This window comes from Streptomyces sp. NPDC058646 (genome assembly GCF_042716875.1).
GTDB lineage: Bacteria > Actinomycetota > Actinomycetes > Streptomycetales > Streptomycetaceae > Streptomyces.
In genome coordinates, this window is record NZ_JBHXRK010000003.1 from 115,340 (window position 1) to 141,048 (window position 25,709).

At 72.9% G+C, this 25,709-nt stretch carries 21 protein-coding genes; 5 read left to right on the plus strand and 16 right to left on the minus strand.

Annotated elements, in window-relative coordinates:
• The first annotated feature begins 75 nt into the window (after positions 1 to 75).
• Positions 76 to 666 (plus strand): aminoacyl-tRNA hydrolase, encoded by a 591-nt coding sequence (pth, locus tag ACFWUZ_RS05585; RefSeq protein ID WP_384367524.1) that lies wholly within the window; start codon positions 76 to 78, stop codon positions 664 to 666.
• A gap of 74 nt (positions 667 to 740) precedes the next feature.
• On the opposite strand, the gene ppc is transcribed toward pth, so the two are convergent.
• The gene (gene ppc, locus ACFWUZ_RS05590) at positions 741 to 3,512 is read right to left on the minus strand and encodes a phosphoenolpyruvate carboxylase (protein ID WP_384367527.1); all 2,772 of its coding nucleotides are present in this window, start codon (positions 3,510 to 3,512) and stop codon (positions 741 to 743) included.
• A gap of 396 nt (positions 3,513 to 3,908) precedes the next feature.
• On the opposite strand from ppc, the gene ACFWUZ_RS05595 reads away from it, so the two are divergent.
• Together ACFWUZ_RS05595 and ACFWUZ_RS05600 are read left to right on the plus strand one after the other, a co-directional pair.
• Positions 3,909 to 4,904 carry an acyl-CoA desaturase gene (locus ACFWUZ_RS05595; protein WP_384367530.1) on the plus strand — a complete coding sequence of 332 codons (996 nt, stop codon included), beginning with the start codon at positions 3,909 to 3,911 and terminating at the stop codon, positions 4,902 to 4,904.
• Entirely contained in the window at positions 4,901 to 5,575 is a 675-nt protein-coding gene (locus ACFWUZ_RS05600) for a TetR family transcriptional regulator (RefSeq protein WP_384367533.1), read from the plus strand. Before ACFWUZ_RS05595 ends, ACFWUZ_RS05600 begins: the two co-directional genes overlap by 4 nt.
• A gap of 96 nt (positions 5,576 to 5,671) precedes the next feature.
• Here the strand turns inward: ACFWUZ_RS05600 and ACFWUZ_RS05605 are convergent, their stop codons facing one another.
• Together ACFWUZ_RS05605 and ACFWUZ_RS05610 are read right to left on the minus strand one after the other, a co-directional pair.
• Positions 5,672 to 6,049, minus strand: a complete 378-nt coding sequence (locus ACFWUZ_RS05605; protein ID WP_384367536.1) for a VOC family protein — start codon at positions 6,047 to 6,049, stop codon at positions 5,672 to 5,674.
• A gap of 2 nt (positions 6,050 to 6,051) precedes the next feature.
• Positions 6,052 to 6,918, minus strand: a complete 867-nt coding sequence (locus tag ACFWUZ_RS05610; protein ID WP_384367539.1) for a trans-aconitate 2-methyltransferase — start codon at positions 6,916 to 6,918, stop codon at positions 6,052 to 6,054.
• 160 nt (positions 6,919 to 7,078) lie between these two features.
• On the opposite strand from ACFWUZ_RS05610, the gene ACFWUZ_RS05615 reads away from it, so the two are divergent.
• Positions 7,079 to 7,576, plus strand: coding sequence for a MarR family winged helix-turn-helix transcriptional regulator (locus ACFWUZ_RS05615; RefSeq protein WP_384367542.1), 498 nt, complete (start codon positions 7,079 to 7,081; stop codon positions 7,574 to 7,576).
• On the opposite strand, the gene ACFWUZ_RS05620 is transcribed toward ACFWUZ_RS05615, so the two are convergent.
• From ACFWUZ_RS05620 to rsmI, 13 genes are all read right to left on the minus strand, one after another.
• Positions 7,535 to 8,299: a LuxR C-terminal-related transcriptional regulator gene (locus tag ACFWUZ_RS05620; RefSeq protein ID WP_384367545.1), complete on the minus strand. Its 765-nt coding sequence runs from the start codon at positions 8,297 to 8,299 to the stop codon at positions 7,535 to 7,537. The genes ACFWUZ_RS05615 and ACFWUZ_RS05620 overlap by 42 nt on opposite strands.
• 478 nt (positions 8,300 to 8,777) lie before the next feature.
• Complete coding sequence (galE, locus tag ACFWUZ_RS05625) at positions 8,778 to 9,767, minus strand: UDP-glucose 4-epimerase GalE (protein ID WP_384367548.1); 990 nt, start codon at positions 9,765 to 9,767, stop codon at positions 8,778 to 8,780.
• A 100-nt stretch (positions 9,768 to 9,867) separates the two neighbouring features.
• Positions 9,868 to 10,560, minus strand: a complete 693-nt coding sequence (locus ACFWUZ_RS05630; RefSeq protein WP_384367551.1) for a response regulator transcription factor — start codon at positions 10,558 to 10,560, stop codon at positions 9,868 to 9,870.
• Positions 10,561 to 10,703: 143 nt separating this feature from the next.
• Positions 10,704 to 12,344 carry a PQQ-binding-like beta-propeller repeat protein gene (locus ACFWUZ_RS05635; protein ID WP_384367553.1) on the minus strand — a complete coding sequence of 547 codons (1,641 nt, stop codon included), beginning with the start codon at positions 12,342 to 12,344 and terminating at the stop codon, positions 10,704 to 10,706.
• 196 nt (positions 12,345 to 12,540) lie between these two features.
• Positions 12,541 to 14,193, minus strand: coding sequence for a PQQ-binding-like beta-propeller repeat protein (locus ACFWUZ_RS05640; RefSeq protein WP_384367556.1), 1,653 nt, complete (start codon positions 14,191 to 14,193; stop codon positions 12,541 to 12,543).
• 155 nt (positions 14,194 to 14,348) lie between these two features.
• Positions 14,349 to 16,151, minus strand: coding sequence for an ABC-F family ATP-binding cassette domain-containing protein (locus ACFWUZ_RS05645; protein WP_384367559.1), 1,803 nt, complete (start codon positions 16,149 to 16,151; stop codon positions 14,349 to 14,351).
• 28 nt (positions 16,152 to 16,179) lie between these two features.
• Positions 16,180 to 17,520, minus strand: coding sequence for an acyltransferase (locus ACFWUZ_RS05650; protein WP_384367561.1), 1,341 nt, complete (start codon positions 17,518 to 17,520; stop codon positions 16,180 to 16,182).
• 224 nt (positions 17,521 to 17,744) lie between these two features.
• Positions 17,745 to 18,641, minus strand: a complete 897-nt coding sequence (locus tag ACFWUZ_RS05655; RefSeq protein WP_384367564.1) for a 4-(cytidine 5'-diphospho)-2-C-methyl-D-erythritol kinase — start codon at positions 18,639 to 18,641, stop codon at positions 17,745 to 17,747.
• Positions 18,638 to 19,549 (minus strand): 16S rRNA (adenine(1518)-N(6)/adenine(1519)-N(6))-dimethyltransferase RsmA, encoded by a 912-nt coding sequence (rsmA, locus tag ACFWUZ_RS05660; RefSeq protein WP_384367566.1) that lies wholly within the window; start codon positions 19,547 to 19,549, stop codon positions 18,638 to 18,640. Before rsmA ends, ACFWUZ_RS05655 begins: the two co-directional genes overlap by 4 nt.
• Before the next feature lie 57 nt (positions 19,550 to 19,606).
• A complete protein-coding gene (locus ACFWUZ_RS05665; RefSeq protein ID WP_384367569.1) occupies positions 19,607 to 21,175 on the minus strand; it encodes a ubiquitin-like domain-containing protein in 1,569 nt (522 codons plus the stop codon).
• 111 nt (positions 21,176 to 21,286) lie between these two features.
• The gene (locus ACFWUZ_RS05670; RefSeq protein WP_384367572.1) at positions 21,287 to 22,204 is read right to left on the minus strand and encodes a TatD family hydrolase; all 918 of its coding nucleotides are present in this window, start codon (positions 22,202 to 22,204) and stop codon (positions 21,287 to 21,289) included.
• 10 nt (positions 22,205 to 22,214) lie between these two features.
• Positions 22,215 to 22,706, minus strand: coding sequence for a hypothetical protein (locus ACFWUZ_RS05675; RefSeq protein WP_384367575.1), 492 nt, complete (start codon positions 22,704 to 22,706; stop codon positions 22,215 to 22,217).
• A 158-nt stretch (positions 22,707 to 22,864) separates the two neighbouring features.
• Complete coding sequence (gene rsmI / locus ACFWUZ_RS05680) at positions 22,865 to 23,773, minus strand: 16S rRNA (cytidine(1402)-2'-O)-methyltransferase (protein ID WP_384367578.1); 909 nt, start codon at positions 23,771 to 23,773, stop codon at positions 22,865 to 22,867.
• Between the two features lie 154 nt (positions 23,774 to 23,927).
• Here rsmI and ACFWUZ_RS05685 point away from each other — a divergent pair, with 154 nt between their 5' ends.
• The gene (locus ACFWUZ_RS05685; protein ID WP_384367581.1) at positions 23,928 to 25,706 is read left to right on the plus strand and encodes a dolichyl-phosphate-mannose--protein mannosyltransferase; all 1,779 of its coding nucleotides are present in this window, start codon (positions 23,928 to 23,930) and stop codon (positions 25,704 to 25,706) included.
• Positions 25,707 to 25,709 lie beyond the last annotated feature (3 nt).

Genomic DNA, 25,709 nt, shown 5'->3' on the forward strand with positions numbered 1-25,709 from the left:
TCAGCAGTTGCTGACCGACCGCCGTCCGGCTCCACTGGAGCGGGACGGCGGTCGTCTTCGTATAAGGAGTTCTTGATGTCGGACGACGCGGCACCCTGGCTGATCGTCGGCCTCGGCAACCCGGGACCGGAGTACGCGGGCAACCGCCACAACATCGGCTTCATGGTGGCCGACCTGCTCGCGGACCGCATCCGCGGGAAGTTCAAGGCCCACAAGGCGCGCGCCCAGGTGGTCGAGGGCCGCATGGGGCCGCCGGGGCCGGCGAGCCGCCGCGTGGTGCTGGCCAAGCCGATGACGTACATGAACCTGTCGGGCGGGCCGGTGACGGCGCTGCGCGACTTCTACAAGGTGCCGCTGGAGCGGGTCGTGGCGATCCACGACGAGCTGGACATCGACTACCCGACGCTGCGGCTGAAGCTGGGCGGCGGGGACAACGGGCACAACGGCCTGAAGTCCATGACGAAGTCGCTGGGTGCCGACTACCACCGGGTGCGCTGCGGCATCGGCCGTCCGCCCGGGCGGATGCAGGTGGCGGACTTCGTGCTGAAGGACTTCTCCTCCACGGAGCGCAAGGAACTGGACTGGTTCGTGGACCGGGCGGCGGACGCGGTCGAATGCCTGCTCCAGGAGGGCCTGGAGCGCGCGCAGTCGGCGTACAACTCGTGAGGCTGCCGGACTGAACGGGGAAGCCCCCGCACCTGTGGATGCGGGGGCTTCCCCGTGGGTGGGGCGGGCTGGGCTCAGCCGGTGTTGCGCAGGCCCGCGGCCACGCCGTTGACCGTGAGCAGCAGGGCCCGGGCGAGCAGCGGGTCGGGCTCCTCGCCCCGGGCCGCCGCCGCGCGCTGGCGCGCGAGGAGGGAGACCTGGAGGTAGGAGATCGGGTCCAGGTAGGCGTCGCGGACGGCGAAGGTCTGCTGGAGCACCGGGTGGGAGTCCAACAGCCGGTCGCCGCCGGTGATCCGCAGTACCTCGCGGACGGTGAGCTCGTGCTCGGCCTCGATGCGCGCGAAGACGTGCTTGAGGTGTTCGGGCACGAGGGTGTCGACGTAGTGACGGGCGATCCGCAGGTCGGTCTTGGCCAGGGTCATCTCGACGTTGGACAGGAAGTTGCGGAAGAAGTGCCAGCGGGCGCCCATTTCGGTGAGGACGTCTTCCTGGCCGGCTTCGCGCAGGGCCTTGAGGCCGGAGCCGACTCCGTACCAGCCGGGGACGATCTGGCGGGACTGGGTCCAGCCGAAGACCCACGGGATGGCGCGCAGTCCGTCGAGCCCGGCGCCGGAGTCGGGGCGGCGTGAGGGGCGCGAGCCGAGGTGGAGGTCGGCGAGCTGGTCGACGGGGGTGGCGGCGAAGAAGTAGGCGGGCAGGTCCGGGTCCTCGACGAGCGCGCGGTAGGCCCCGTGTGCGGCGTCGGAGACGGTGTCCATGGCCGCGTCCCAGCGGGCCAGGGCGTCGTCGGACTGGCGGGGTGCGGTGTGCAGGGCGGAGGCCTGCAGGGTGGCGGCGACGGTGAGTTCGAGGTTTTCGCGGGCGAGGGAGGGGACGAGGTACTTGTCGGAGATGACCTCGCCCTGTTCGGTGACCTTGATCTCGCCTTCGAGGGTGCCCCAGGGCTGGGCGAGGATCGCGTCGTGGGAGGGGCCGCCGCCGCGGCCGACGGTGCCGCCGCGGCCGTGGAAGAGGCGCAGGCGGACGCCGTAGCGGTGGGCTACGTCGCGCAGGCGGCGCTGGGCGCGGTGGATCTCCCACTGGCTGGTGGTGATGCCGCCGAACTTGGAGGAGTCGGAGTAGCCGAGCATGACCTCCTGGACGTCGCCGCGCAGGGAGACGAGGCGTCGGTAGGAGGGGTCGGCGAGCATTTCGTCGAGGATGACGTCGGCGGCGCGGAGCTCGTCGGTGGTCTCCAGGAGCGGGACGATGCCGATCTTGGCCCAGCCGGCGTGGAGGTCGACGAGTCCGGCTTCGCGGGCGAGGACGGCGGCGGCGAAGACGTCGTCGGCGCCCTGGCACATCGAGATGATGTAGGACTCGATGACTTCGGGGCCGAACTTCTCGAAGGCGTCCTTGATGGCGGAGAAGACGCCGAGGGTCTTCTGGCCGGCGGCGTCGAGGGGGGCGGGGGTGGGGGCCAGGGGGCGGCGGGAGCGGAGTTCCTTGGCGAGGAGCTTGCCGCGGTAGTCGCGGGGCATGTCGGCGTAGCGCCAGGATTCCTCGCCGAGGCGGTCGAAGAGCTGGCCCAGCGCGTGGTGGTGGGCGTCGGCGTGTTCGCGTACGTCCATGGTGGCGAGCTGGAGGCCGAAGGCGGCCAGGGTGCGGATGGTGCGGTCCATGCGGCCGTCGGCGAAGAGGGCGCCGCGGTGCTCGCGCAGGGAGGTCTGGATGAGGGTGAGGTCCGTGAGGAGCTCGGCGGTGCCGAGGTAGTCGCGGCCTTCCTCGTGGGGGATGCCCTTGGCGAGGCGTTCGCGGGTGTTGAGGAGCTTCTGCCGGATGCAGGTGGCCTTGAGGCGGTAGGGCTCTTCGGCGTTCAGCCGCTTGTAGCGGGGGCTGATCTCGGGGAGGCGTTCGAGGTCGGCCTGGAGGGAGGCGAGGAGTTCCTCGGTGGCTCCGGTGTAGCGGATGGAGTTGGAGAGGAGGCCGCGCAGGAAGTCGATGAGTTCGAGGGCGTCGGTGATGCCGTGTTCGTGCTGGAGGATCAGGACGTCTCGGGTGACTTCGGGGGTGACGTTGGGGTTGCCGTCGCGGTCGCCGCCGATCCAGGTGCCGAAGGTGAGCGGGCGGGTGCCGGCGGGCAGTTCGACGCCGACGCGCTGGAGTTCGGCGGCGAGGTCCTCGAGGACGTCGCCGACGGCTCCTGCGTGGAGTTCGTCGAGGTAGTAGATGGCGTTCCGGGCCTCGTCGGCGGGTTCGGGGCGCACGACGCGCAGCTCGTCGGTCTGCCAGACGAGGTCGATGTTCTCGGCGAGGCGCAGGTCGTGGCGGCGGCGGTCGCCGGCGCCGGTGACGGGTTCCTCGAGGAGGGCCGCGATGCGGCGCAGCTTGTTGAGGACGCTGCGGCGGGCCGCTTCGGTGGGGTGTGCGGTGAAGACGGGGCGGACGTTGAGGTTCCGGACCGTTTCGCGCAGGTGGTCGGGGTCGGCGTCCTTGAGCATGTCCGCGGTGCGGGCGAGGAGCCCGCCCTCGGCGGCGCGGTGCGCGCGCAGTTCCTTGCCCCGGTGCACCTGTTCGGTGACGTTGGCGAGGTGGAAGTAGGTGGAGAAGGCGCGTACGAGCTTGGCGGCCGTCTCCAGGTCGGTGTCGCCGAGGAGGGCGGCGGCGGCTTCGCCGTCGGTGCGGGTGAGGGCGCGGACGCGTTCGACGAGGTCGAGGAGGTCCTGGCCCTCCTGGCGTACCAGGGTTTCGCCGAGGAGGTCACCGAGGCGGCGGATGTCCGCACGCAGTTCTGCGTTGGCGGTGGCGGCCGTGGTGACGGGGGCGGCCTGCTGGGCGGCCCGGGGGGCCTGGTCAGCACTGCTCACAGGTGCGGCTCCTTGCAGTGTTCGAGCGCTACTGGGCGGTGGGCACCCGATCGCGCGCAGCGCTGCTGCTCCTGATGCGCAGCTCGGGCTGCCCGTGCGGACCGCGCTGTCCGACGAGAACAGGATAGGTGTCCGCGCCGTGTGCCTGGGAAAATGTGTCAGTACGTGGTCGCGAACGGCTCGCGGCGCACCCGGGGAGGTGTCGTGGGAGCGGTAGGGCGGTCGTGTGACGGCGTCGGTCCTGCGCCTGCTCCGGGCGTGCTCCTGTTGCCACGGTCCTTCCTTTTGCCATACTTACGATGGCGTAGGTTACGGGTCCGTAGGGTCTGTGACCCTGGCTTTCCCGGTTTCTTCCGGGGAGGCGCCCCCTCCGACTCCTCACCCCCAGGGGACCCCATGACCACCAGTCCCGATCTGATCGAGGACGCCTCGGCGCCCTCCACGCGTTCCGAAGATTCAGCGTCTGCGCCGTCGGCGACCCTCGGCGGCGAGAACAAGCGGTCCATCGAGCAGATCGCCCTCCTGCTGTTCATCACCGTCCCGTTCCTGGCCCTGCTGGCGGCGGTGCCGCTGGCGTGGGGCTGGGGGGTGAGCTGGCTGGACCTCGGCCTGATGGTCTTCATGTACTTCCTGGCCTGCCACGGCATCACCATCGGTTTCCACCGTTACTTCACGCACGGTTCCTTCAAGGCGAAGCGGCCGTTGCGGATCGCGCTGGCCGTCATGGGTTCGATGGCGGTGGAGGGTCCCCTGGTGCGCTGGGTGGCGGACCACCGCAAGCACCACAAGTTCTCCGATCACGAAGGTGACCCGCATTCGCCGTGGCGGTTCGGCGAGACGCTGCCGGCGCTGCTGAAGGGCCTGTGGTGGGCGCACGTCGGCTGGCTCTTCGACGAGGAGCAGACCGATCAGCAGAAGTACGCGCCGGACCTGATCAAGGATCCGGCGATCCGGCGGATCTCGCGGGACTTCATCTTCTGGACGATGCTGTCGCTGGCGATCCCGCCGCTGGTGGGCGGTCTGGTGACGATGTCCTGGTGGGGTGCGTTCACGGCGTTCTTCTGGGGTTCCCTGGTGCGGGTGGCCCTGTTGCACCACGTGACGTGGTCGATCAACTCGATCTGCCACGCGGTGGGCAAGCGTCCGTTCAAGTCCCGGGACCGGTCGGGCAACGTGTGGTGGCTGGCGGTGCTGTCGTGCGGCGAGTCGTGGCACAACCTGCACCACGCCGACCCGACGTCCGCCCGGCACGGTGTGCTGCGCGGCCAGGTCGACTCCAGTGCCCGTCTGATCCGCTGGTTCGAGCAGCTGGGCTGGGCCACGGACGTCCGCTGGCCGTCGGCGGCCCGCATCGACGCCCGCCGCAAGGAAAACGCGTCGAACGCGGCATGATGGGGGGCGTGGCGATCGACGGCGGTAATTCCAGCAGCGACAAGCCCAGGCGCGGCCGCCGGGTACGGATGACGGGCGCGGAGCGGCGTCAGCAGCTGCTGGACATCGGTCGCACCCTGTTCGCGGAGAAGGGCTTCGAAGGCACGTCGGTGGAGGAGATCGCGGCGAAGGCCGGGGTGTCCAAGCCGGTGGTGTACGAGCACTTCGGGGGCAAGGAGGGCCTGTACGCGGTCGTGGTGGACCGGGAGATGCGTCAGCTGCTCGACGGGGTGACGGGTGCGCTGACGGCCGGGCATCCGCGGGAGCTGCTGGAGCAGGCGGCCTTCGCGCTGCTGGACTACATCGAGTCCTATACGGACGGTTTCCGGATCCTCGTACGGGATTCCCCTGTGGCCCAGTCCACGGGCACCTTCGCCTCGCTGATCAGCGATATCGCCACGCAGGTGGAGGACATCCTGGGGCTGGAGTTCAAGGCCCGGGGCTTCGACCCGAAGCTGGCGCCGCTGTACGCGCAGGCGCTGGTGGGGATGGTGGCGCTGACCGGGCAGTGGTGGCTGGACGTGCGCCGGCCGAAGAAGGCGGAGGTCGCCGCGCACCTGGTGAACCTGGCGTGGCACGGGCTGGACGGGCTGGAGTCGAAGCCGCAGCTGGTGGGCCGCCGCAAGAACTGACGCGGGTGCGTGCTGCACCTGCGACGGCGCCCCGCCACCGGAGGACCGGTGGCGGGGCGCCGTCGCAGGTGCGGGGTACGGACGGGCGGGTGTGCGTCAGGCGGCGGGTGCGGGGCCGTCCGGTTCCAGGAACTCCAGCCGGTTGCCGACGGGGTCCTCGGAGTAGAAGCGCCGGCGGCCGGGGAGGTTGTCGTCCCAGACGACCTCGGCGCCGCGTTCCTCCAGTCTGCGGGCGTACTCCTCGATGCCGGTCACCCGCAGGCCCGGGTGCGCCTTGCGGGCCGGACGGAAGTCCTCCTCCACGCCGAGGTGCAGCTGTACGCCTCCGGCGGCGAACCAGCAGCCTCCGCGTGCGGCGAGGACGGGCGGTTTGGAGATCTCGGTCATGCCGAGGACCCGGGTGTAGTAGGCGCGCAGCCGGTCCTCCGCGCCGGGCGGTGCGGCCAGTTGGACGTGGTCGAGTGCGGTGAGCACGGTCAGGCCTCCCTGCGGGCGACGGCGAAGATGCGGCGGAAGGGGAAGACGGTGCCGCGCGGCCCGGACGGGTAGGCCGAGCGCAGCCGGTCGCGGTATTCGGTGAGGAAGGCGTCCACGGCGTCCCGGTCGTCGCCCAGGGCGGTCAGGACGGGCCGCAGGGCGGTTCCCTTGACCCAGTCGAGGACCGGGTCGGGGCCTTGCAGGAGCTGGTGGTAGGTGGTCTCCCACACTTCGACGGCGCAGCCGAGTTCGGTGAGCCGGGCGAGGTATTCGGCAGGTTCCAGCAGGTGGATGTAGCGGGCGCCGTGGCCGGCGAGGCGGGACCGCCAGCGCGGGGCGTCGCAGAGGTCCGCGAGCAGGGCGTGGCTGGGGGCGGTGAAATTGCCGGGGATCTGGAAGGCGAAGGTGCCGCCGGGGCGCAGGCCGTTGATCCAGGCGGGGAAGGAGCCGGGGTGGCTCGGGACCCACTGGAGGGCGGCGTTGGACACGATCAGGTCGTAGGGCTCCTCGGGGAGCCAGTCGGCGAGGTCGCCGAGGCGGAACTCCAGGCTGCCGCCGCCGCTGGTGGGGCCCGCGTACTCCTCGGTGGCGCGGTGGAGCATCTCGGGGGAGAGGTCGAAGCCGGTGATGCGGGCGTCGGGCCAGCGTCCGGCGAGGAGGGCCGTGACGTTGCCGGGGCCGCAGCCGAGGTCGGCGACGCGGGCGGGCCGCGCGGGAAGCTCGGGTATGCGGGTCAGGAGGTCGAGAAAGGGGCGTGTGCGGTGGCCTGCGTGCCGGAGGTACTGCTGGGGGTCCCAGGTGGGTGCGGTGGAGTCGGAAAGGACATCGGCCGTGGGGATCCTGGCCTGGGCGGTATCGGAATGCATGTTCGAGCCTCCCTGCTGGCGGGGCGGTCGTAAGCGGAAGCCGTTTCAGCCCCCTCCATGCCCCATGTTCGTTTATTTATATCTCGACATCAAGATACTTCACAGCGAGATACTTGGCATGAAGAGACTTCATGTCGACAGACCCCTTACACTGATCCGCATGGAGGACGAGGTCGACCGACTGGTCGCGGCATGGCGGCGGGAACGCCCTGACCTCGACGTGGAACCGCTCGAAGTGCTCAGCCGCGTCAGCAGGCTCGCGCGCCACCTCGACCGGGCCCGCAGACTGGCGTTCTCCGAGCACGGCCTGGAGCCCTGGGAGTTCGACGTCCTGACCTCCCTGCGGCGCGCCGGCGCCCCGTACCAGCTCTCCCCCGGCCAGCTGCTGACCCAGACCCTCGTCACCTCCGGGACCATGACCAACCGCATCGACCGGCTGGCCAAGAAGGGCCTCGTCGAACGGCTGCCGGACCCCAGCGACCGGCGAGGGGTCCTGGTCCGGCTCAGCCCCGAGGGCCGTGACCGGGCCGACCAGGCCCTCGCCGGACTGCTCGCCCAGGAACGGGCGATCCTGGCCCAGCTCTCGCAGGCGCAGCGCGGCGACCTCGCCGGGCTGCTACGCCAGTTGACCGCTCCGTTCGACAACATCCCCGGCTAGGTCGGCCGGTCGCACGCCGGCCCGCCGGGCCAGCGCCACCGCGGCCAGCGTGGAGTGCACACCGAGCTTGCCCAGCACGTTCTGCATGTGCGTGCGGACCGTGTGCGGGGACAGGAACAGCCGCGCCGCCACGTCCTTGCGGCCCAGCCCCGCCACCATGCAGCGCAGCACCTCGTGTTCGCGCGGGGTGAGCGACTCCACCAGCCGTTCGCTGTCCGTACGGTGCTTGCGGGCCGCGGTCAGTTCGCGCAGCACCCCCGTGAGCAGCGCGGGCGGCAGGTGGGTCTCCTCGCGCAGGACGCCGCGGACGACGGCCAGCAGCCGTGAGAGCGAGCAGTCCTTCGCCACCCAGCCGGAGGCCCCGGCCTGGAGAGCGTGCGCGGCCCGGCGGGGGTCGTCGCGCTCGGCGAGGACCACCGTACGCACCCCCGGGTGGGCCACCCGCACCCCCGCGACCAGCGCGATCCCGTCGGAGGAGGGCGTTGGCCCGGACCCCGGCTCCCGCTGCGCGGGCACGGCCCCGGCCACGACGCCGAGATCGGCGTCGACCAGCAGGACGTCGAAGCGGCGGCCCTCGGCCACCGCGCGTTCGAGGCAGCGCAGGGCGGCGGGACCGCTGCCGGCCGCGGACACGTCCACGTCCGGCTCGGCCGCGAGCGCGGCTGCGAGCGATTCGGCGAAGATGCGGTGATCGTCGACGACGAGAACCCGGATACGAACCACAAAACCCCCAAGGGTCGGGGAACGGACGACGGCGGGTACGGAGCCCGGGCCGGGTGATCCGCAGCTGCCACGGCCGCCGCCGTGACACCTCTGCACTACCCCGGACCGGACGCCGTACCCGACTTGTCTCGACCCCTGAATCAACACCGGCCCCCACCGGTGTCACGCATCAGCGTAGGGCCGGCGGCGACGGGTAGTTGGCCGAATAGCAGAAGTTTTCCCGGGGATTTTCCGGCGCGGCCGTTCTGAAAGGCCTTTGTGGTGGCTTGAATTCGACTGCACCGAAGGTCCGGATGGCGGCTTCCCGCCCGGGGTGTGCCACGGGCAGTTGCACGGGGGTCCGTTCACCCGGCGTGCGCACGCCGGGCGCCCGCGCAGAGCGCCCTCGCGCAGCGCGCGGCCCTGACGCACGCGCCCCCCGCGCCGGCCGGCGCGGGGGGCGGGTGGAGCGGCGGTGGCCCAGGCGGGCCCGGGGGGCTCAGGAGGTGTGCGTACGGGCGAAGTTCCAGGCGTCCGTGATGATGCCGGTGAGGCCCGATCGGGTGGGGGTCCAGCCGAGGCGCTCGTGGGCCGCACGGGCCGAGGCGACCAGCACCGCCGGGTCGCCGGCCCGGCGGGCGGCGACCACTTCGGGGATCTCCTTGCCGGTGACCTTGCGGACGGTCTCGATGACCTCGCGGACCGAGAAGCCGCTGCCGTTGCCCAGGTTGCAGATCAGGTGCTCCCCGGGCGCGGCCACCCGCAGCGCGTCGAGGTGGGCCTCCGCCAGGTCCGCGACGTGGATGTAGTCGCGCACGCAGGTGCCGTCCGGGGTCGGGTAGTCCTCGCCGAAGACCGAGATGGCCTCCCGCTTGCCCTGGGCGACCTGGAGGACCAGCGGGATCAGGTGGGTCTCGGGCTCGTGGCGCTCACCGAACTCCTTGTAGGAGCCGGCGACGTTGAAGTAGCGCAGCGAGACCGCGGCCAGGCCGTGCGCCGCGCACATCCCGGCGATCATGTGGTCCACGGCCAGCTTCGAGGCGCCGTACGGGTTGGTCGGGGCGGTCACCGAGGCCTCGGTGAGCAGGCCCTCGGTGGGCTCCCCGTAGGTGGCCGCGGTGGAGGAGAAGACCAGCTTGGCGACCCCGGCCTCCCGCATGGCGGTCAGCAGGGCGAGGGTGCCGCCGACGTTGTTCTCCCAGTACTTGGCCGGGTTCGCGACGGACTCGCCGACCTGGGAGGAGGCCGCGAAGTGGAGCACCGCGTCGTAGGAGCTGTCCAGGTGACGGGCCGCGTCCTGGATCCGGCCCTCGATGAACGCGGCGCCCTCCGGGACACCGGCCCGGAAGCCCGTGCTCAGGTCGTCCAGGACGGTGACCTGGTGGCCCGCCTCCAGGAGGTGGGCGGCCACCACGCTGCCGACGTAACCGGCGCCGCCGGTGACCAGGCACTTGAGAACCGGCGTGTCATGAATCGGCGTGTTGCTCACTCGCCTACTGCCTCTCACGGGGGTACGCACGCGGGAGGTTCCACATGCCGCTCCTTGGCTTACCCGATTCCGCGCCCATGGGGAAATCGGGAGCCTCCCGTCAGGGCGCCGGGGGCGCGGCGGGCGGCTCCGGCGCCGCGCGGTCCAGCAGGCCGGTGCGGGCGGCCAGGGCGGCCGCCTCGAGCCGGGAGCCGACGCCCAGCTTCATCAGCACCCGCTGCACGTGGGTGCGGGCCGTGCTGGGCGCGATCTCCATGCCCGCGGCGATGAGCCGGGTGTCCTCGCCCTCGGCGACACGGACCAGCACCTCCACCTCGCGCGGGGTGAGCAGCCGCAGCAGCCGGCTGCCCTCGTCGTCGGGCTGGGCCGCCGGGTTCAGCAGCTCCGCGAAGGCGCCCTGGAGCAGCTGCGGGGCGATCGCCACCTCGGCCGCCCTGGCCTTGGACAGGGCCCGCTCCACGCCTTCGATGCGCTCGTCGTGGCGCACGTACCCCGAGGCCCCCGCGGCGAAGGCGGCGGCGATCCCGCGCGGGCTCGGCACCGGGCCGAGGACGACGACGGCGATCTGCGGGCGCTCCCGCCTGATCCGCGTGACGGGTTCGAAGACCCCGGGCTCCGCCGGGGAGGCGGTGCCGAACAGGCAGACCTCGGGGGCGCGGCTGATGACCAGCTCGGCGGCGCCGGAGGCCGGGGCGGCCGCGGCGAGCACCCGGTGACCCCGCAGTTTCAGGGCCGAGGCGAGCGCCTCGGCCAGCAGCCGGTGCTCGTCGACCACCACGACCCGTACGCCCATCGAGGCTCCCCACCCCCCACCCTTCTGCCCCGGCAAGCTACACGCTTGTTCGACGGTGCGCGGGGGATACCGCGCAGAAGCCCCCGGAAGGATTGACCTTCCGGGGGCTCCTGACGGGCGCTGCTGACGGGCTCCGGGCCGGGTCAGCTCGCCGTGAACGAGACGAACAGGTACTCCGGGTCGTCCGTGCCCGACGAGTGGGGCTTGCGCGCGTACCAGCGGGCGATGAACAGCTTGCCGTTGTGGTAGCGGTACTCGGCGGCGGTGGGGGTGGTGCGGGTCTCGGCGCGCTGGCTGGCCTTGTCCCCCGGGTTCTCCATGAGGAGGGTCTCCTTCATGGTGGTGCCGTCGATGCTGACGACCTGGCCGCCCCGGTCGTACGGGGGGATCTTGTACGCGATGATGTTCGACCCGTCCATGCGCAGCGGCATGATCTGGTACCGCTCACCCGCGTCGGCGCGGTCGTTGGTCTGCTTGCCGGTCTCCAGGTCGAAGGAGAGCAGCTCGTTGGTGCGGGCGCCGCTGCTGTCCTGGCCCTGGTGCTCGTAGGAGGGCACGTAGACCTTGCCGTTGCCGACCACCATGTTCGTGCACTGCTCGACCTCGGTGGCCGGGCACTCGGGGTTGAAGTTGCCCGAGGCGAGGGAGATGCGCGACTTGAGCTGGCCCGCGTCGTCGACGACGAAGAGGTCGCTGACGCCGGTGGCGTTCTTGGCGGTCTTGCCGACGTCGGCGGCGACGATCAGCGGCTTGGTGGAGATGATGCCGGCCCACTCGATGCCCGGGGAGAGCTTGTACGAGGACTTGGGCGCGCCGGTGACGGGGTCGAGGGCCTGCGCCTGGAGGGTCTGGTTGGGGCTGCGGCCGCACTTGCGGAGCACGGCGAGGGCCTCGCCGCCCGCGTAGCCGAGGTCGTAGCAGCCCTCGTTGTCGACCTTGGGCTGCCACAGCGGCTTGCCGTCGGCCAGGTTCCAGGCGGCGCCGCCGGACAGGCCGCCCGCGGCGACGGTCTGGCCGCTGAGGGTGACCTCGGCGAAGGTGACGTTCTTGTCGCCGCCGGTCGAGGACTTGGCGGCGGCGGACCACAGGAGCTTGCCGGACTCCAGGTCGATGACGCCGACCTTGGTGCACGGCTGGTACTTCTTCTCCGGCGTCGGCAGGGCCTCCTCGAAGAGGATGGCCGTCTTGTTCTCGCTGACGTGCTTGGTCGCGGCGCAGACCTGGGCGGTGAGCGGGATCTCCCACTTCTTGCTGCCGTCGGCGAGGTTGTAGCCGACGACCTTGGCCACGTCGGACTTGACGTAGGTGGAGTCGGTGAGCCAGGAGCCCTTGACCGTGACCTGCTCCTCCGGTGCCGGGAGGGGGACGTTCACCAGGGTCTTCGACTTGGGGTTGGAGGGCACCTTCTCGGTACCGCCCGCGCCGGCCTTCTGCTTGTCGCCGCCCGGGGAGCCGCTGGGGCCGCCGTCCGCGGTGGTCTGCGAGCCGCCGGAGCCGTCGTCGGAGACGTACCAGAAGCCGCCGCCGACGATGAGGACGATGGCCAGCAGGGCCGCGCCGACGATCATCAGCTGGGTACGGACCTCGCCGCGGCCCGTCGCGCCGCCGGCCGGGGCCTGGGGCGCGTGCATGGGCGTGGTGGGCGGGCCGAACGGCGCCGGGGTCCCGGGCTGCTGCGGGTAGCCGTAGCCGGGCCCGGTCTGCGGGTAGCCGTACGCCGGCTGCGCCGGGGCGCCGGGGGCCTGCGGGGGCTGGTGCGGGGCCGCGGGCGGCTGCTGCGGCACCGTGGGGGGCTGCTGCGGGGCCGGCGGAGGGGTCGGCGGCTGCTGCGGCGGCGGGGGCGTGGGCGCGCCGAAACCGCCTGCGGGCGGCTGGCCGGGGGGCGGGGGGGCGCCGAATCCGCCGGGCGGCGGCTGGTGGGGGGGCGGCGGGGTGCTCATCTGTTGCTGTTGCCTCTCGTGGGCGGCTCGGTGGACGCGTTCACTTGCCGAAGACCATCAGGAGCTTCTCGTCCTTGCCCTTCGCGAGGAGGCGGGAGACGGAGAGGAAGAACCGGCCGTCCACGTAGTCCATCTTCGGGGAGTGGAAGGAGCTCTCCACCGGGGCCGCGGCACCCGACGGGTGGCGCAGCACCGGGGTGGGCGTGCCTCCGGCGGCGGGGACGGTCACGACCTCGCCGCCCTGGTCGTACTCCGCCTCGCGGTAGGCGGTCAGCTGTCCGCCCTCGGCCTTGAGCGGGACCAGGGTGCGCTTGTCCCCGGCGGGGATGCGCCACTTGACCTTGCCGGTGCCGAGGTCGAAGGCGACGATCTCGTTGCCGGTGCCGGCTGCCGGGGCGGTGGGCAGGTAGAGGGTGTTGGAGTCGACCAGGCCCGAGCGGCACTGGAGGGAACGGCTGAAGGCGCTTCCGCAGCCGGTGGCGAAGCTGCCTTCGCCGGTGACCGTGGTGCGCTGCTTCCCGTCGGGCCCCAGGACCACGATGGAGCGTTCCTTCTTGGCCTCGTTGCCGATGTCGAGGACGAGGGGGTCCACCGAGTAGACGCTGGTGACCTTGAAGTCCTTGGGGAGCCGGAAGGTCCAGGCCGACTTGCCGGTGGCCGGGTCGGCGTCCTGGACCTCGACGGTGCGGTCGGCGTCCTGGCAGGTGGCGATGCCGATCATCTTGCCGTTGCCGCCGATGTAGCTGCCGGCCTGGCAGCCCTCGTTCGGGGTGGCGAAGAGCTTGTCGCCGGTGCTGACCTTGAAGGCACTGGCGCGGGTGACGCGGTTGACGGAGACGGTGTCCCCGGTGAGGGAGAGGGTGGAGCCGGCGAAGAGGTCGAACATGCCCTCCTTGGGCACCTCCTTCGACCAGCCCTCCTTGCCCGCCTTGAGGTCGACCATCCGGATCTGGTTGCAGTTCGCGGAGTCGGACTCGCCGTCCTTGTACAGGACGACGGTCTTGCCGTCGGCGGTCATCTGGTCGGTGACGGCGCAGATCTCGGCAGGGAAGGTGAGCGTCCACTTCTCCTTGCCGTCTGTGGCGCCGTAGCCGGTCACGGACTTCCAGACGCTCTTGACGACGGTGTCGCCGACGACCCACTGGCCTTCCGCCTCGACGCCCGCGCCAGGTCCGTCGATCTTGCTGGTCTTGAGCCAGAGGACCTTGTCCTCGCCCTGCTTGCGGCCGGAGTTGAGGTCGGCCTCCTCGCCTCCGTCGCCGCTGCCGTCGCCCTTGTCCACGGAGGGCGAGGCGGAGGGCTTCTCGTCGGCGGGCGGGGAGGACTGCGCGACGGGCTGCTTCGGGTCCTTGTCGTCGCCGCGGAAGAAGCCCACGTAGGCGACGGTGCCGACGACGAGGGCGGCGGCGACCGAGGCGGCGATCAGGACCGTCGTCTTCTTCTTCGGCGGCGTGCCGGGGGCGCCCGGGTGCATGCCCGGCACGGTCGGGGGCATGCCCGGCGGGCCGGGGGGCGGGGGCGGGAAGCCGTAGCCGGCGGGCTGGGCCGGCGGCTGCTGACCGTACGGGGACGGCTGGGCGTACGGGTTGTCGCCCTGCGCCGGGTATCCGTAGCCGGGCTGCGGCGGGCCGGGCAGGTGGCCGTAACCGGAAGGCGACGGCGGCTGGTTCGGCGGCTGGGGCGGCTCGGTCATCAGCGCACACTTTCGGCTTCAGGAGGTCGTGGAGGATGACCTTTCTATCACTGACGGCCTGCTGACGCCGGGCCGGTCCGCCCCCTGTACCCAAGGGAGGACCGGCCCGTGATGCCTCCGTTATCCGCTCAGTTGGCCCGGGCGCACCCGGGAGCTCACGCCTCTTCGGCCAGTTCCAGCCAGCGCATTTCCAACTCGTCCCGCTCCGAGAGCAGTTCCCGCAGCTCCGCGTCGAGCTTGGCCACCTTGTCGTAGTCGGTGGAGTTCTCGGCGATCTGGGCGTGCAGCCGGCTCTCGCGGTCGGAGACCTTGTTGAGCTGCCGCTCGATCTTCTGGAGCTCCTTCTTCGCGGCGCGGGAGTCGCCGGAGGAGGTGGACTTCGCCGCGGGGGCGGCCGGGGCGGACGCCGGGGCGGCGGCCTCGATCATCCGCTGCCGGCGTTCCAGGTACTCGTCCAGGCCGCGCGGCAGCATCCGCAGGCTCGCGTCACCCAGGAGCGCCATCACCGTGTCGGTGGTGCGCTCGATGAAGAAGCGGTCGTGGGAGATCACGATCATCGAGCCGGGCCAGCCGTCGAGGAGGTCCTCCAGCTGGGTCAGGGTCTCGATGTCGAGGTCGTTGGTGGGCTCGTCGAGGAAGAGGACGTTGGGCTCGTCCATCAGCAGCCGCAGGATCTGCAGCCGCCGGCGCTCGCCGCCGGAGAGGTCGCCGACGGGCGTCCACTGCTTCTCCTTGGTGAAGCCGAACTGCTCGCACAGCTGGCCCGCCGTCATCTCGCGGCCCTTGCCGAGGTCGACGCGGTCGCGGACGCGCTGGACGGCCTCCAGGACCCGCAGGGAGGGGTCGAGCTCGCCGACCTCCTGGGAGAGGTAGGCCAGCCGGACCGTCTTGCCGACGGTGACCTTGCCCGCGGCGGGCTGGACGTCTCCCTGGGTGCGGGCGGCCTCGGCGAGGGCGCGCAGCAGGGAGGTCTTGCCCGCGCCGTTGACGCCGACGAGGCCGATGCGGTCGCCGGGGCCCAGGTGCCAGGTGAGGTGCTTGAGCAGTTCCTTCGGGCCGGCGTGGACGCTGACGTCCTCGAGGTCGAAGACGGTCTTGCCGAGGCGGGCGTTGGCGAAGCGCCGCAGCTCGGAGGTGTCGCGCGGCGGCGGGACGTCGGCGATCAGCTCGTTGGCGGCCTCGATGCGGTACCGCGGCTTGGAGGTGCGGGCGGGGGCGCCGCGGCGCAGCCAGGCCAGCTCCTTGCGCATCAGGTTCTGCCGCTTGGACTCCTCGGTGGCGGCGATCCGGTCGCGCTCGGCGCGGGCGAAGACGTAGTCGCTGTAGCCGCCTTCGTACTCGTGGACGTCGCCGCGCTGCACGTCCCACATGCGGGTGCAGACCTGGTCGAGGAACCAGCGGTCGTGGGTGACGCAGACGAGCGCGGAGCGGCGCTCCTGGAGGTGCTTGGCGAGCCAGGAGATGCCCTCGACGTCGAGGTGGTTGGTGGGCTCGTCGAGGACGAGGAGGTCCTGGTCGGCGATGAGCAGCTTGGCGAGGGCGATGCGGCGGCGCTCGCCGCCGGAGAGCGGTCCGATGACGGTGTCCAGGCCCTGGCCGAAGCCGGGCAGGTCGAGCCCGCCGAAGAGGCCGGTCAGCACGTCGCGGATCTTGGCGTTGCCGGCCCACTCGTGGTCGGCCATGTCCCGGATGATCTCGTGGCGGACGGTGGCCGCGGGGTCGAGGGAGTCGTGCTGGGTGAGGACGCCCATGCGCAGGCCTCCCGACTGGGTGACCCGGCCGGTGTCGGGGTCCTCCAGTTTGGCCAGCATGCGGATCAGGGTGGTCTTTCCGTCGCCGTTGCGGCCGACGACGCCGATCCGGTCTCCCTCGGACACGCCGAGGGAGATGCCGTCGAGCAGGGTACGTGTGCCGTACACCTTGCTGACTGCCTCGACATTGACCAGATTGACGGCCATCAGACGCGCTCCAGGGAAGGGGTGTGGATCAGCCCCTCAGCCTAACCCTCCGGGACGGGGCGGACCGTTCCACCAGGAGCCAGCCCCCCACGGCCATGCCGATGGCGGCGGGCGCGGTGACGGGGAGGGCGATCAGGGTGGCGCTGTGGCCCTCCAGCAGCCCGCCGAGGCCGGTCATGGAGAGACCGAGGACACCGAGCAGGCAGAGGGTGGTCCCGAGGGCGGCGCGGGCCCCGCTCCCCCGCCGGGCCCGGACGGGTGCGGCCGCCGGGGCGGACCCGGACGGGGCCTCGAAGCGGCGGAAGAGCGCGACGAAGAGGGCGGTCAGCGCGGTCGCGGCCAGGATGCGCACCGGTACCTGCGCCCACCAGGCGGCGCCGGCCGGGGCCGGCAGGGACAGACCGAGGGCGAGCTGGATCCCGTACACCCCGAGCATCGCGGAGAGGTGCCAGAGGAAGGCGGTCATGGCGATGCCGTTGGCGGCGACCACGCCGCGCCAGACGCGGGGCCGGTCCAGCCAGGCGGTGGCGGGCCGGGCCGCCAGCTGCACGGCTCCGACGAGCCACATGCCGTGGCAGAGCAGGGCGAAGGTGGGCGGGGCCATGTTGGAGACCCGTTCGCCGGGCATCCCGACCATGGACAGCGGGTACGGGCCGTACGCCACCAGCAGGACGGCCCCGGCCAGGCCGGCGGCGGCGAGTACGGCGGGCCTGCTGATGCGCCCGTCGGCCCGGAGGAAGCCGAGCTGGTGGACGGCGAGCCAGACGAAGGCGAAGTTCAGGAACTCCACGTACGGCACCCCGAGCGCGAAACGCAGGACGTCGACCAGCCCGGCCGCCCCGGCGAGCGCGGCGAAGGCGCCCCAGCCGAGGCGCTCGTGCAGCCGGAGCAGCGGCGGGGTGAACGCCACCATGGCCAGGTAGATCCCGATGAACCACAACGGCTGGGTGACCACCCGCAGCGCGGCCCCGGTCAGCCGCCCGTCGTCGCCGCCGGCGAGCTGGACGGCCAGCGCGAGCAGGCCCCAGACGAGGACGAAGACCAGGGTGGGCCGCAGGAGGCGGTGGAGGCGGGCGCGCAGGAAGTCGGCGTAGACCGGCCCGTCGGTGCGGCGGGCCAGGGACCGGTAGGACAGGGCGTGCGAGAACCCTCCGACGAAGAAGAAGACCGGCATGACCTGGAGGCCCCAGGTGAGCACCTGCAGCGGGGGCAGCAGGGCGAGCAGGTTCCCTATGCCGTCGCCGCTGACGGCGGCCATCAGCCAGTGGCCGCACACGACGGTCGCCAGGGAGGCGACGCGCAGCAGGTCGACGTACCGGTCACGGGTGGCCGGGGTGGCGGCGGCCATGGCGCGTGCGCTAGCTGTCATGGCTCCACGGTGGCCGCCCCCGGCCGTCCCCCGACAGGGCGCGGATACTCAAACCGCCCTAGGTACCGGCGCCCCGCCGGGGCCGATCCTGCCGAGGCGGGCCCGCCCGCCTCCTGGGGCTCCGCCCCGGACCCCGCGCCTCGAACGCCGGCGGGGCTGGATTCGCGCTGATACCCGTCTGCGCCGTCGGCCGGATCCGGCCCCGCCGGCGAGTGAGGCGCGGGTCAGGTCGGGAGGACGGTGGCTCCGGGGGCCGGGCTGGAGGTCACGCGGGTGGCCCGGCAGGTGCCGGAGGCTTCGAGGGCGGCCGCGACCTCGGCCGCGGTCTGCGGGTCACGGACCAGGAAGGCGGTCGTGGGACCCGAGCCGGAGACCAGCGCGGCCAGCGCGCCGGCCCCGTTGCCCACCGCCAGGGTGTCCGCCAGCGACGGGCGCAGCGACAGCGCGGCCGCCTGGAGGTCGTTGGACAGGGTGGCGGCCAGCGCGTCGGGATCGCCCGAGGCGAGGGCGGCGAGGAGCGCCGGGGAGGCCTCCGGTTCCGGGACGGTCGTCCCGGCGGTGAGCCGGTCGAACTCGCGGAACACCGCGGGCGTGGACAGCCCGCCGTCGGCCACGGCGAACACCCAGTGGAAGGTGCCCGCGTCCACCGGGGTGAGCAGCTCCCCCCGCCCGGTGCCCAGCGCGGCCCCGCCGACGAGGCTGAAGGGGACGTCGCTGCCCAGGACCGCGCAGATGCCGAGCAGTTCGGAGCGCGGGGTGTCCAGGCCCCACAGGGCGTCGCAGGCCAGCAGGGCGGCGGCGCCGTCCGCGCTGCCGCCGGCCATGCCGCCCGCGACGGGGATGTTCTTCGCGATGTGGAGGTGGACGTCCGGTTCGATGCCCGCCCGGGCCGCCAGCATCTCCGCGGCCCGGGCGGCGAGGTTGGTGCGGTCCAGGGGCACCTGGCCGGCGTCGGGGCCCGCGCAGGTGACGGTCAGCCCGTCCGCGGGGGTGGCCGTGACCTCGTCGAACAGGGACACGGCGAGGAAGACGTTGGCCAGGTCGTGGAAGCCGTCGGGGCGGGCCCCGCCCACCGCCAGCTGGACGTTGACCTTGGCGGGGACGCGTACGGTCACGCTCACAGCGCGGGCCTCTGCGCCTCGGGCTTGTTCTCGGCGATCGCCGCGAACTCCTCGACCGTCAGGGACTCGCCGCGCGCCTGCGGGGAGATCCCCGCGGCGACGAGGGCCGCCTCGGCGCCCGCCGGCGAGCCGGCCCAGCCGGACAGCGCGGCGCGCAGGGTCTTGCGGCGCTGGGCGAAGGCGGCGTCCACGACCGCGAAGACCTCCGCCTTCGAGGCGCTGGTCCTGATCGGCTCCGTGCGGCGGACGAGGGAGACCAGACCGGAGTCGACGTTGGGCGCGGGCCAGAAGACGTTGCGGCCGATGGAGCCGGCCCGTTTGACGTCGGCGTACCAGTTGGCCTTGACGGAGGGGACCCCGTAGACCTTGTTGCCCGGCTTGGCGGCGAGCCGGTCGGCGACCTCCGCCTGCACCATGACCAGGGTCCGCTCGATGCTCGGGAAGCGGTCGAGCATGGTCAGCAGGACGGGCACGGCCACGTTGTACGGGAGGTTCGCGACGAGTGCGGTCGGGGCCGGGCCGGGCAGTTCCGTGACCAGCATCGCGTCGGAGTGGACGAGCGCGAAGCGGTCCCGGCGGGCGGGCATCCGGGCCTCGATGGTGGCGGGCAGCGCGGCGGCCAGGATGTCGTCGATCTCGACGGCGATCACCCGGTCCGCGGCCTCCAGCAGTGCGAGCGTCAGCGAGCCCAGTCCCGGCCCGACCTCGACGACGACGTCGTCGGGGCGCACCTCGGCGGTGCGCACGATCCGGCGCACCGTGTTGGCGTCGATGACGAAGTTCTGGCCCTTCTGCTTCGTCGGGCGGACCCCGAGGGCTGCTGCCAGCTCGCGGATGTCGGACGCGCCGAGGAGGGCGTCGGGGGTGCTGGAGGAGGCGGTTTCGGGCTGCTGCTCTGCGGTGCTCACCGGTAAAGCGTCTCAGATCGCCCGGGGGATCCCGCGCCGGACCGGGGGTCCGCCGCGTCACCCCCGGGTGAGCCTGCGGCCGCAGTGCGGCCACGGGCTCGCACCCCGCTGCACGTAGAGCTTCTTCGCCCGGTACGTCTGCTCCGCACCGGAGGCGTCCTGCGGACGGCCGGTGCCGCCGAGCCCCTGCCAGGTGCGGACGTCGAACTGGTAGAGGCCGCCGTAGGTGCCGGAGGGGTCGGTGGCCGAGGGCCGGCCGCCGGACTCGCACCGGGCCAGCGCCGCCCAGTCGAGCCCGTCCGCACCGGCGACGGAGGTCGGCAGCGGCTTCGTGCCGACCTTGACCAGCTGGGTGACGGGTTCGCGGACGGTCTCCTCGGCTACGCGGCGGGGCTGCTGCCGGACTCCGTTGACGGTGCGCAGGCTGTAGGTGACCCGGCGCGCGCCGGGGCGGCCCGCCCGTTCTACGACCTCGGTCCCGGCGAAGAGGGCGGCGTCCCCGACCCGCTCGGTGGCGTACGGGATGCGCTCCTCGCGGACCTCCCGCGTGCCGGTGATGCGCAGGACGGTGACGGTCTGGCCGTCGCGCGGGAAGGAGCCGGCGGGCACGGAGGTGGTGTCCTCGCCCTGGAGGGTGATGCCCGCCTGGCCGAGGGCTTCGCCGACGGTGGCGGCGTTGGTGCGGATGGTGCGTTCCTGGCCGTCGGCCACGAAGGTGACGCTGCGCTCGGTGCGGACGCTGAGGGCCAGGCCCGAGCGGGGGACGGGCGCGGTGCGGGGGGTGGAGAGGTGGGCGCCCTCGGCGCGGATGCCGAACTGGCGCAGGGCTCCGTCGACGGTGCGGGCGGTGGTCCACACCTGGCGGCGCTGTCCGTCGACGGTGAGGCTCAGCGGGCGGCCGTAGCGGACGACGATCTCCTCGCCGTCCTCGATGGGCACACCGGGTGCGGGGGCGACGAGGTCGTGGGGTCCGATGCCGAGTCCCTCGGCGACGAGGAGTTCGTCCACGCCGTCCGCGAAGGTGTGCAGGGTTCTCTGTACGCCGTCCACGGTGAGCCGTACCGCCTTGTCGGCGGCGACGAAGGCGGTCGTGCCGCCCGCGAGGAAGGCCACGACCAGGGCCTGCGGCACGATTCTCCGCCAGGTGCCGCCGGCCGCCCCGGGGGTGCCGCGCGGGGTGGCCGCGGGCTGGACTCCCGCCCGGGCGGCGCGCCGCCCGCCCGGGGCACGGCGCCGCCCGGGTCCGGCGGGCGCGGGCGGGGTCGCGGACGGTGCGGCCTCGGGCGACGGGGCCCGGCGGCGCCGCCCGGTGCCCGCCGGGGCGGGCGCCTCGAGGACGGCGCCCTCCGCGGCCCGGCGCCGGTGGCCGCCCGGCGCGGTGGCGGGTGCCACGGCCTCGGCAGCGGGGCCGCGGCGGCGGCCCGGGCCGGCGACCGCGGGCCCGGTGGGGCCGGCGGCCTCCTGCGGGGCCGCGGCGGGGGCGGAGCGGGGGTCGGCGGCGCCGCGCCGCCTGCCGGTTCCCCGGGCCTGCGGGACGGGCGCCGCGGCCGCGCGGGCCGCGGGCCGGTCCTCGTACGGCCCGGGGACGGGCCCGCCACGGCGGTGACTGCCCTGCGTTTCGCTCACGACGCTCGCTCCACTGGTCCGGCACCCCTGGTCGGGGCACGGCACCTTAGCGGAGCGACGGTCACGCAAACAAAGGGGTCGACTACCCAGCGTGTCGGCGGATGGGCGGGTTCAGTAGCCGAAGGCGCGGGCGGTGTTGGCGGCCAGGGCCGTGGCCATCGCGTCCTCGTCGATGCCGCGGACCGCCGCCATCGCCCGTACGGTCAGCGGAATGAGGTACGGGGCGTTGGGCCGTCCGCGGTACGGCGCCGGGGTGAGGTAGGGCGCGTCCGTCTCGACGAGGACCAGCTCCAGGGGGGCCACGGCGAGCGCCTCGCGCAGCGGGGCCGCGTTCTTGAAGGTGACCGTCCCGGCGAAGGACATGTAGTAGCCGGCCGCGGCGCACTCGCGGGCCATCGCGGCGTCCCCGGAGTAGCAGTGGAAGACGGTCCGCTCGGGGGCGCCCTCCTCGCGCAGCACCCGCAGGACGTCCGCGTGGGCGTCGCGGTCGTGGATGACCAGCGCCTTGCCCCGGCGCTTGGCGATCTCGATGTGGGCGCGGAAGGAACGCTCCTGCGCGGCCGTTCCCTCGGGTCCGGTGCGGAAGAAGTCCAGCCCGGTCTCGCCGACCGCCTTGACGTGGTCCAGGGCGGCGAGGGCTTCGATCTCCGCGAGCGCGTCGTCGAGGGCGGTCTCGCCGCCGCCGGTCCGGGCGCCGTGGCGGGACCGCCCTCCCCCGGCCCCAGGGGGCTGGGAGGTGGCCCCTGGATCCCCGTGGACGATGCGGGGGGCCTCGTTCGGGTGAAGGGCCACGGCCGCGTGGACGTTCTCGTAGGCGGCGGCGGTCTCGGCCGCCCAGCGGGAGCCCTTCACGTCGCAGCCCACCTGGACGACGGTGGTCACGCCCACCGAGGCGGCCTTCGCCAGGCCCTCCTCCACGGTTGCGGACTGCATGTCCAGGTGGGTGTGCGAGTCCGCCACCGCCACCCGGAGGGGTTCGGGCAGGGGCGGCGGTGCGTCCTTGGGCTGCGCTTTCTCCACGCGTGTCATACGGCCGATCTTATGACCGGCGGAAGAGCCCCATCAGCCGGCCGATCAGGCCCCGGCGGTCCTCGTCCGGGTCGACGGCGACCGGGCCGGGGGCGTCGTGCCGGGGGGAGCCCTTGCGCGGCCCGGGTGGTCCGGGGACGTTCGCGCCGGCCGGTACGGGCCCGGCGATCCCCGGTGCGACCGGGTGGTGGTAGAGCTGGTCGAGCATGCCGAGCACCGAGGAGACCTGGCCCGCCCGCATGATCCGGACCACGTGGCCGCCGCAGTTGTGGCAGGTCGGGTTCGACAGGGGGGAGGGCACGCGCTCGCCCCCGGCCTTGTAGACGATGAACGGCAGGCCGCTGCCGTCGACGTGGTGCTCTATCGCGTAGGCCTGCTCCCAGCCGTATCCGCACCGCATGCAGGCGAAGGAGTACGCCTCGTGCACGGTCTGCACGCCGGGGGCGGAGTCCGGCACGCCGGGGGCGGAGACGGGTGCCGGGGTGTCTGCGATCTCACTCATGCCAGCTCCTCCTGTCCACTGGTGCCTTCCCGGTGGACGCCTCTTCGGGCGGGAGCGCATCAGGCCCTGTCCCGTGTTGGACGGCCCTTGGGCGACTCATGTCCGAAGCGCCCGGTGCGCGGTCCGAGCTTTGCCTTTCAGGTTAGCCCTTTACCGATTCACAGCACCTTTTGTGCCTCGTTCTTTGCCGCGACCACCGCGTCGAAGACCTCCCGCTTGGGTAGCCCCGCCTCGGCGGCGACCGCCGCGATGGCCTCCTTGCGGCGCTCCCCCGCCTCCTCGCGCACCCGTACCCGGCGCACCAGCTCCTCCGCGTCCACGTCGCCGGGGACCGGAGCGGGGGCTCCCTCCACGACGACGGTGATCTCCCCGCGCACGCCCTCGGCCGCCCAGGCCGCCAGCTCGCCGAGACCGCCGCGCTTGACCTCCTCGTAGGTCTTCGTCAGCTCGCGGCACACGGCGGCCCGCCGGTCCGCCCCGAAGACCTCGGCCATCGCGGCCAGGGTGTCGTCGAGCCGGTGCGGGGCCTCGAAGTACACGAGGGTGCGCCGCTCGTCCGCGACCTCGCGCAGCTTGCCCAGACGCTCCCCGGCCTTGCGCGGCAGGAAGCCCTCGAAGCAGAAGCGGTCCACGGGCAGCCCGGACAGGGCGAGCGCGGTGAGGACGGCCGAGGGGCCGGGCACCGCGGTGACCTTGATGCCCTTCTCCACGGCCGCGGCGACCAGCCGGTAGCCGGGGTCGGACACGGAGGGCATGCCGGCGTCGGTCACCAGCAGGACGCGCGCGCCGCCGGCGAGGGCCTCGACCAGTTCCGGGGTGCGCGCCGACTCGTTGCCCTCGAAGTACGACAGGACCCGGCCGGTGGTGTGCACGCCGAGGCCCTGGGTCAGCCGGCGCAGCCGCCGGGTGTCCTCGGCGGCGACCACGTCGGCCCGTTCCAGCTCGGCCGCGAGCCGGGGCGGGGCGTCGGCGAGGTCGCCGATGGGGGTGCCGGCGAGGACGAGCACGCCCGCCTCCCCGGGGGCCGGGTGGACGGGTTCGGTACCGCGGGGCTGGTCAGTCGTCACCCGGCCATCCTCTCATTGGGGCCCGGCGCCTCCCCCGGACGGCTTCCGCGGGAGGCGCGCGGGGGGCCCCGGGCACGGTTCCGCGGCGCGCTCCTGCGATCCGACCTCCCCTAGGTGCTGGGGCTCCCACGGATCAGTTCCCTACGATGGCCCGGTGACCAGTACTGCGACGCCTCCGCCCAGCCCCGCGGGGGCCCCTCCCGCCCCGGCGAGCGGACCGAAGGGGCGCGCCGCAGAGCCGCCCGCCTGGCTGCGCCGCCTGCGCGGCTTCGGCTACGTGCCGTCCGCCGCGGCCGAGCCGCGTGCGGACGTCCGCACCCGCCTGGTGCCCCCGTACGCCGCGCCGTCCGCGCAGCTGTGGACGGCGCTCGGCGTGCCGGCCTCCGCCGTGCACACCTGGCAGCGGGTTCTCGCGTGGGCGGGACCGCTGCTGATCGCGGTGGTCGCCGGGGTGCTGCGCTTCGTGCACCTGGGCAGCCCGAAGGCGGTGATATTCGACGAGACGTACTACGCCAAGGACGCGTGGGCCACGATCCGGCAGGGCTACGAGGCGAGCTGGCCCAAGGACATCGACAAGTCGATCCTCGCCCGTCCCGACGGGGTCCCCCTGCCCGTGGACCCGGGCTACGTCGTGCATCCGCCCGTGGGCAAGTGGGTGATCGGCCTCGGCGAGTGGATGTTCGGCTTCACCCCGTTCGGCTGGCGGTTCATGACCGCCGTGCTCGGCACCCTGTCGGTGCTGATGCTGTGCCGGATCGGGCGCCGCCTGCTGCGCTCCACCTTCCTCGGCTGCCTGGCCGGCGCCCTGCTGGCGGTGGACGGCCTGCACCTGGTGATGAGCCGAACCGCCCTGCTCGACCTGGTGCTGATGTTCTTCGTGCTCGCCGCCTTCGGGGCGCTGCTCATCGACCGGGACCGGACCCGGGCCGGACTCGCGGCGGCGCTCCCGGTCGACGAGGAGGGCCGGGCCAGACCGGACCGGAGGATCGCCGAGACGCTGAACCTGGGCCCGCGGCCCTACCGGATCCTGGCCGGGGTCTGCCTGGGCCTGGCCGCGGGCACGAAGTGGAACGGCTTCGTCGTCCTGGCGTTCTTCGGCGTCCTCACCGTGCTCTGGGACGCCGCGGCCCGCCGTACCGCGGGCGCGGGCACCCCGTACGCTGCGATGCTGCGGCGGGACTCCGTACCCGCCTTCCTCTCCACGGTGCCGGTGGCGCTCGTGACGTACGTGGCCTCGTGGGGTGGCTGGATCCTGAGCCCCGACAACGGCAAGGGCGGGTACCTGCGCGACTGGGCGGCCAAGCACGACCAGGGCAGCTCGCTGTCGTTCCTGCCGGAGTGGCTGCGCAGCCTGTGGCACTACGAGACCGAGGTCTACCGGTTCCACGTCGGACTGACCTCGGGGCACACGTACGACTCCAACCCGTGGAGCTGGCTGGTCCTGGGCCGTCCCGTCTCGTACTTCTACGAGTCCCCCGAGCCCGGCACGGACGGCTGCCCGGCGACGGAGGCCGGCAAGTGCGCCCGCGAGGTCCTGGCCCTGGGGACCCCGCTGCTGTGGTGGGCGGGCTGCTTCGCGCTGCTGTACGTGCTGTGGCGGTGGTTCTTCCGCCGCGACTGGCGGGCGGGTGCGATCGCGTGCGCGCTCGCCGCGGGCCTGCTGCCCTGGTTCAACTACCAGGAGCGGACCATCTTCTACTTCTACGCGGTGGTCTTCGTCCCGTACCTGTGCCTGGCGGTGGCGATGATGATCGGCGCCCTGCTGGGCCCGGCGGGCTCGACCGAGCGCCGCCGGGCGCTGGGGGCGATCGGGGCCGGGGTCCTGGTGCTGCTGATCGTGTGGAACTTCATCTACTTCTGGCCCATCTACACCGGCCAGACCCTCCCGATGGACTCCTGGCGCGGCCGCATGTGGCTGGACACCTGGGTGTAGCAG

What these genes read in the sequence shown, in the direction of transcription:
- pth (WP_384367524.1), top strand. Translation starts at nt 76, where the DNA reads ATGTCGGACGACGCGGCACCCTGGCTGATCGTCGGCCTCGGCAACCCG.
- ACFWUZ_RS05595 (WP_384367530.1), top strand. Translation starts at nt 3,909, where the DNA reads ATGACCACCAGTCCCGATCTGATCGAGGACGCCTCGGCGCCCTCCACG.
- ACFWUZ_RS05600 (WP_384367533.1), top strand. Translation starts at nt 4,901, where the DNA reads ATGATGGGGGGCGTGGCGATCGACGGCGGTAATTCCAGCAGCGACAAG.
- ACFWUZ_RS05610 (WP_384367539.1), bottom strand. Translation starts at nt 6,918, where the DNA reads ATGCATTCCGATACCGCCCAGGCCAGGATCCCCACGGCCGATGTCCTT.
- ACFWUZ_RS05615 (WP_384367542.1), top strand. Translation starts at nt 7,079, where the DNA reads ATGGAGGACGAGGTCGACCGACTGGTCGCGGCATGGCGGCGGGAACGC.
- ACFWUZ_RS05630 (WP_384367551.1), bottom strand. Translation starts at nt 10,560, where the DNA reads ATGGGCGTACGGGTCGTGGTGGTCGACGAGCACCGGCTGCTGGCCGAG.
- ACFWUZ_RS05640 (WP_384367556.1), bottom strand. Translation starts at nt 14,193, where the DNA reads ATGACCGAGCCGCCCCAGCCGCCGAACCAGCCGCCGTCGCCTTCCGGT.
- ACFWUZ_RS05645 (WP_384367559.1), bottom strand. Translation starts at nt 16,151, where the DNA reads ATGGCCGTCAATCTGGTCAATGTCGAGGCAGTCAGCAAGGTGTACGGC.
- ACFWUZ_RS05650 (WP_384367561.1), bottom strand. Translation starts at nt 17,520, where the DNA reads ATGACAGCTAGCGCACGCGCCATGGCCGCCGCCACCCCGGCCACCCGT.
- ACFWUZ_RS05670 (WP_384367572.1), bottom strand. Translation starts at nt 22,204, where the DNA reads ATGACACGCGTGGAGAAAGCGCAGCCCAAGGACGCACCGCCGCCCCTG.
- ACFWUZ_RS05675 (WP_384367575.1), bottom strand. Translation starts at nt 22,706, where the DNA reads ATGAGTGAGATCGCAGACACCCCGGCACCCGTCTCCGCCCCCGGCGTG.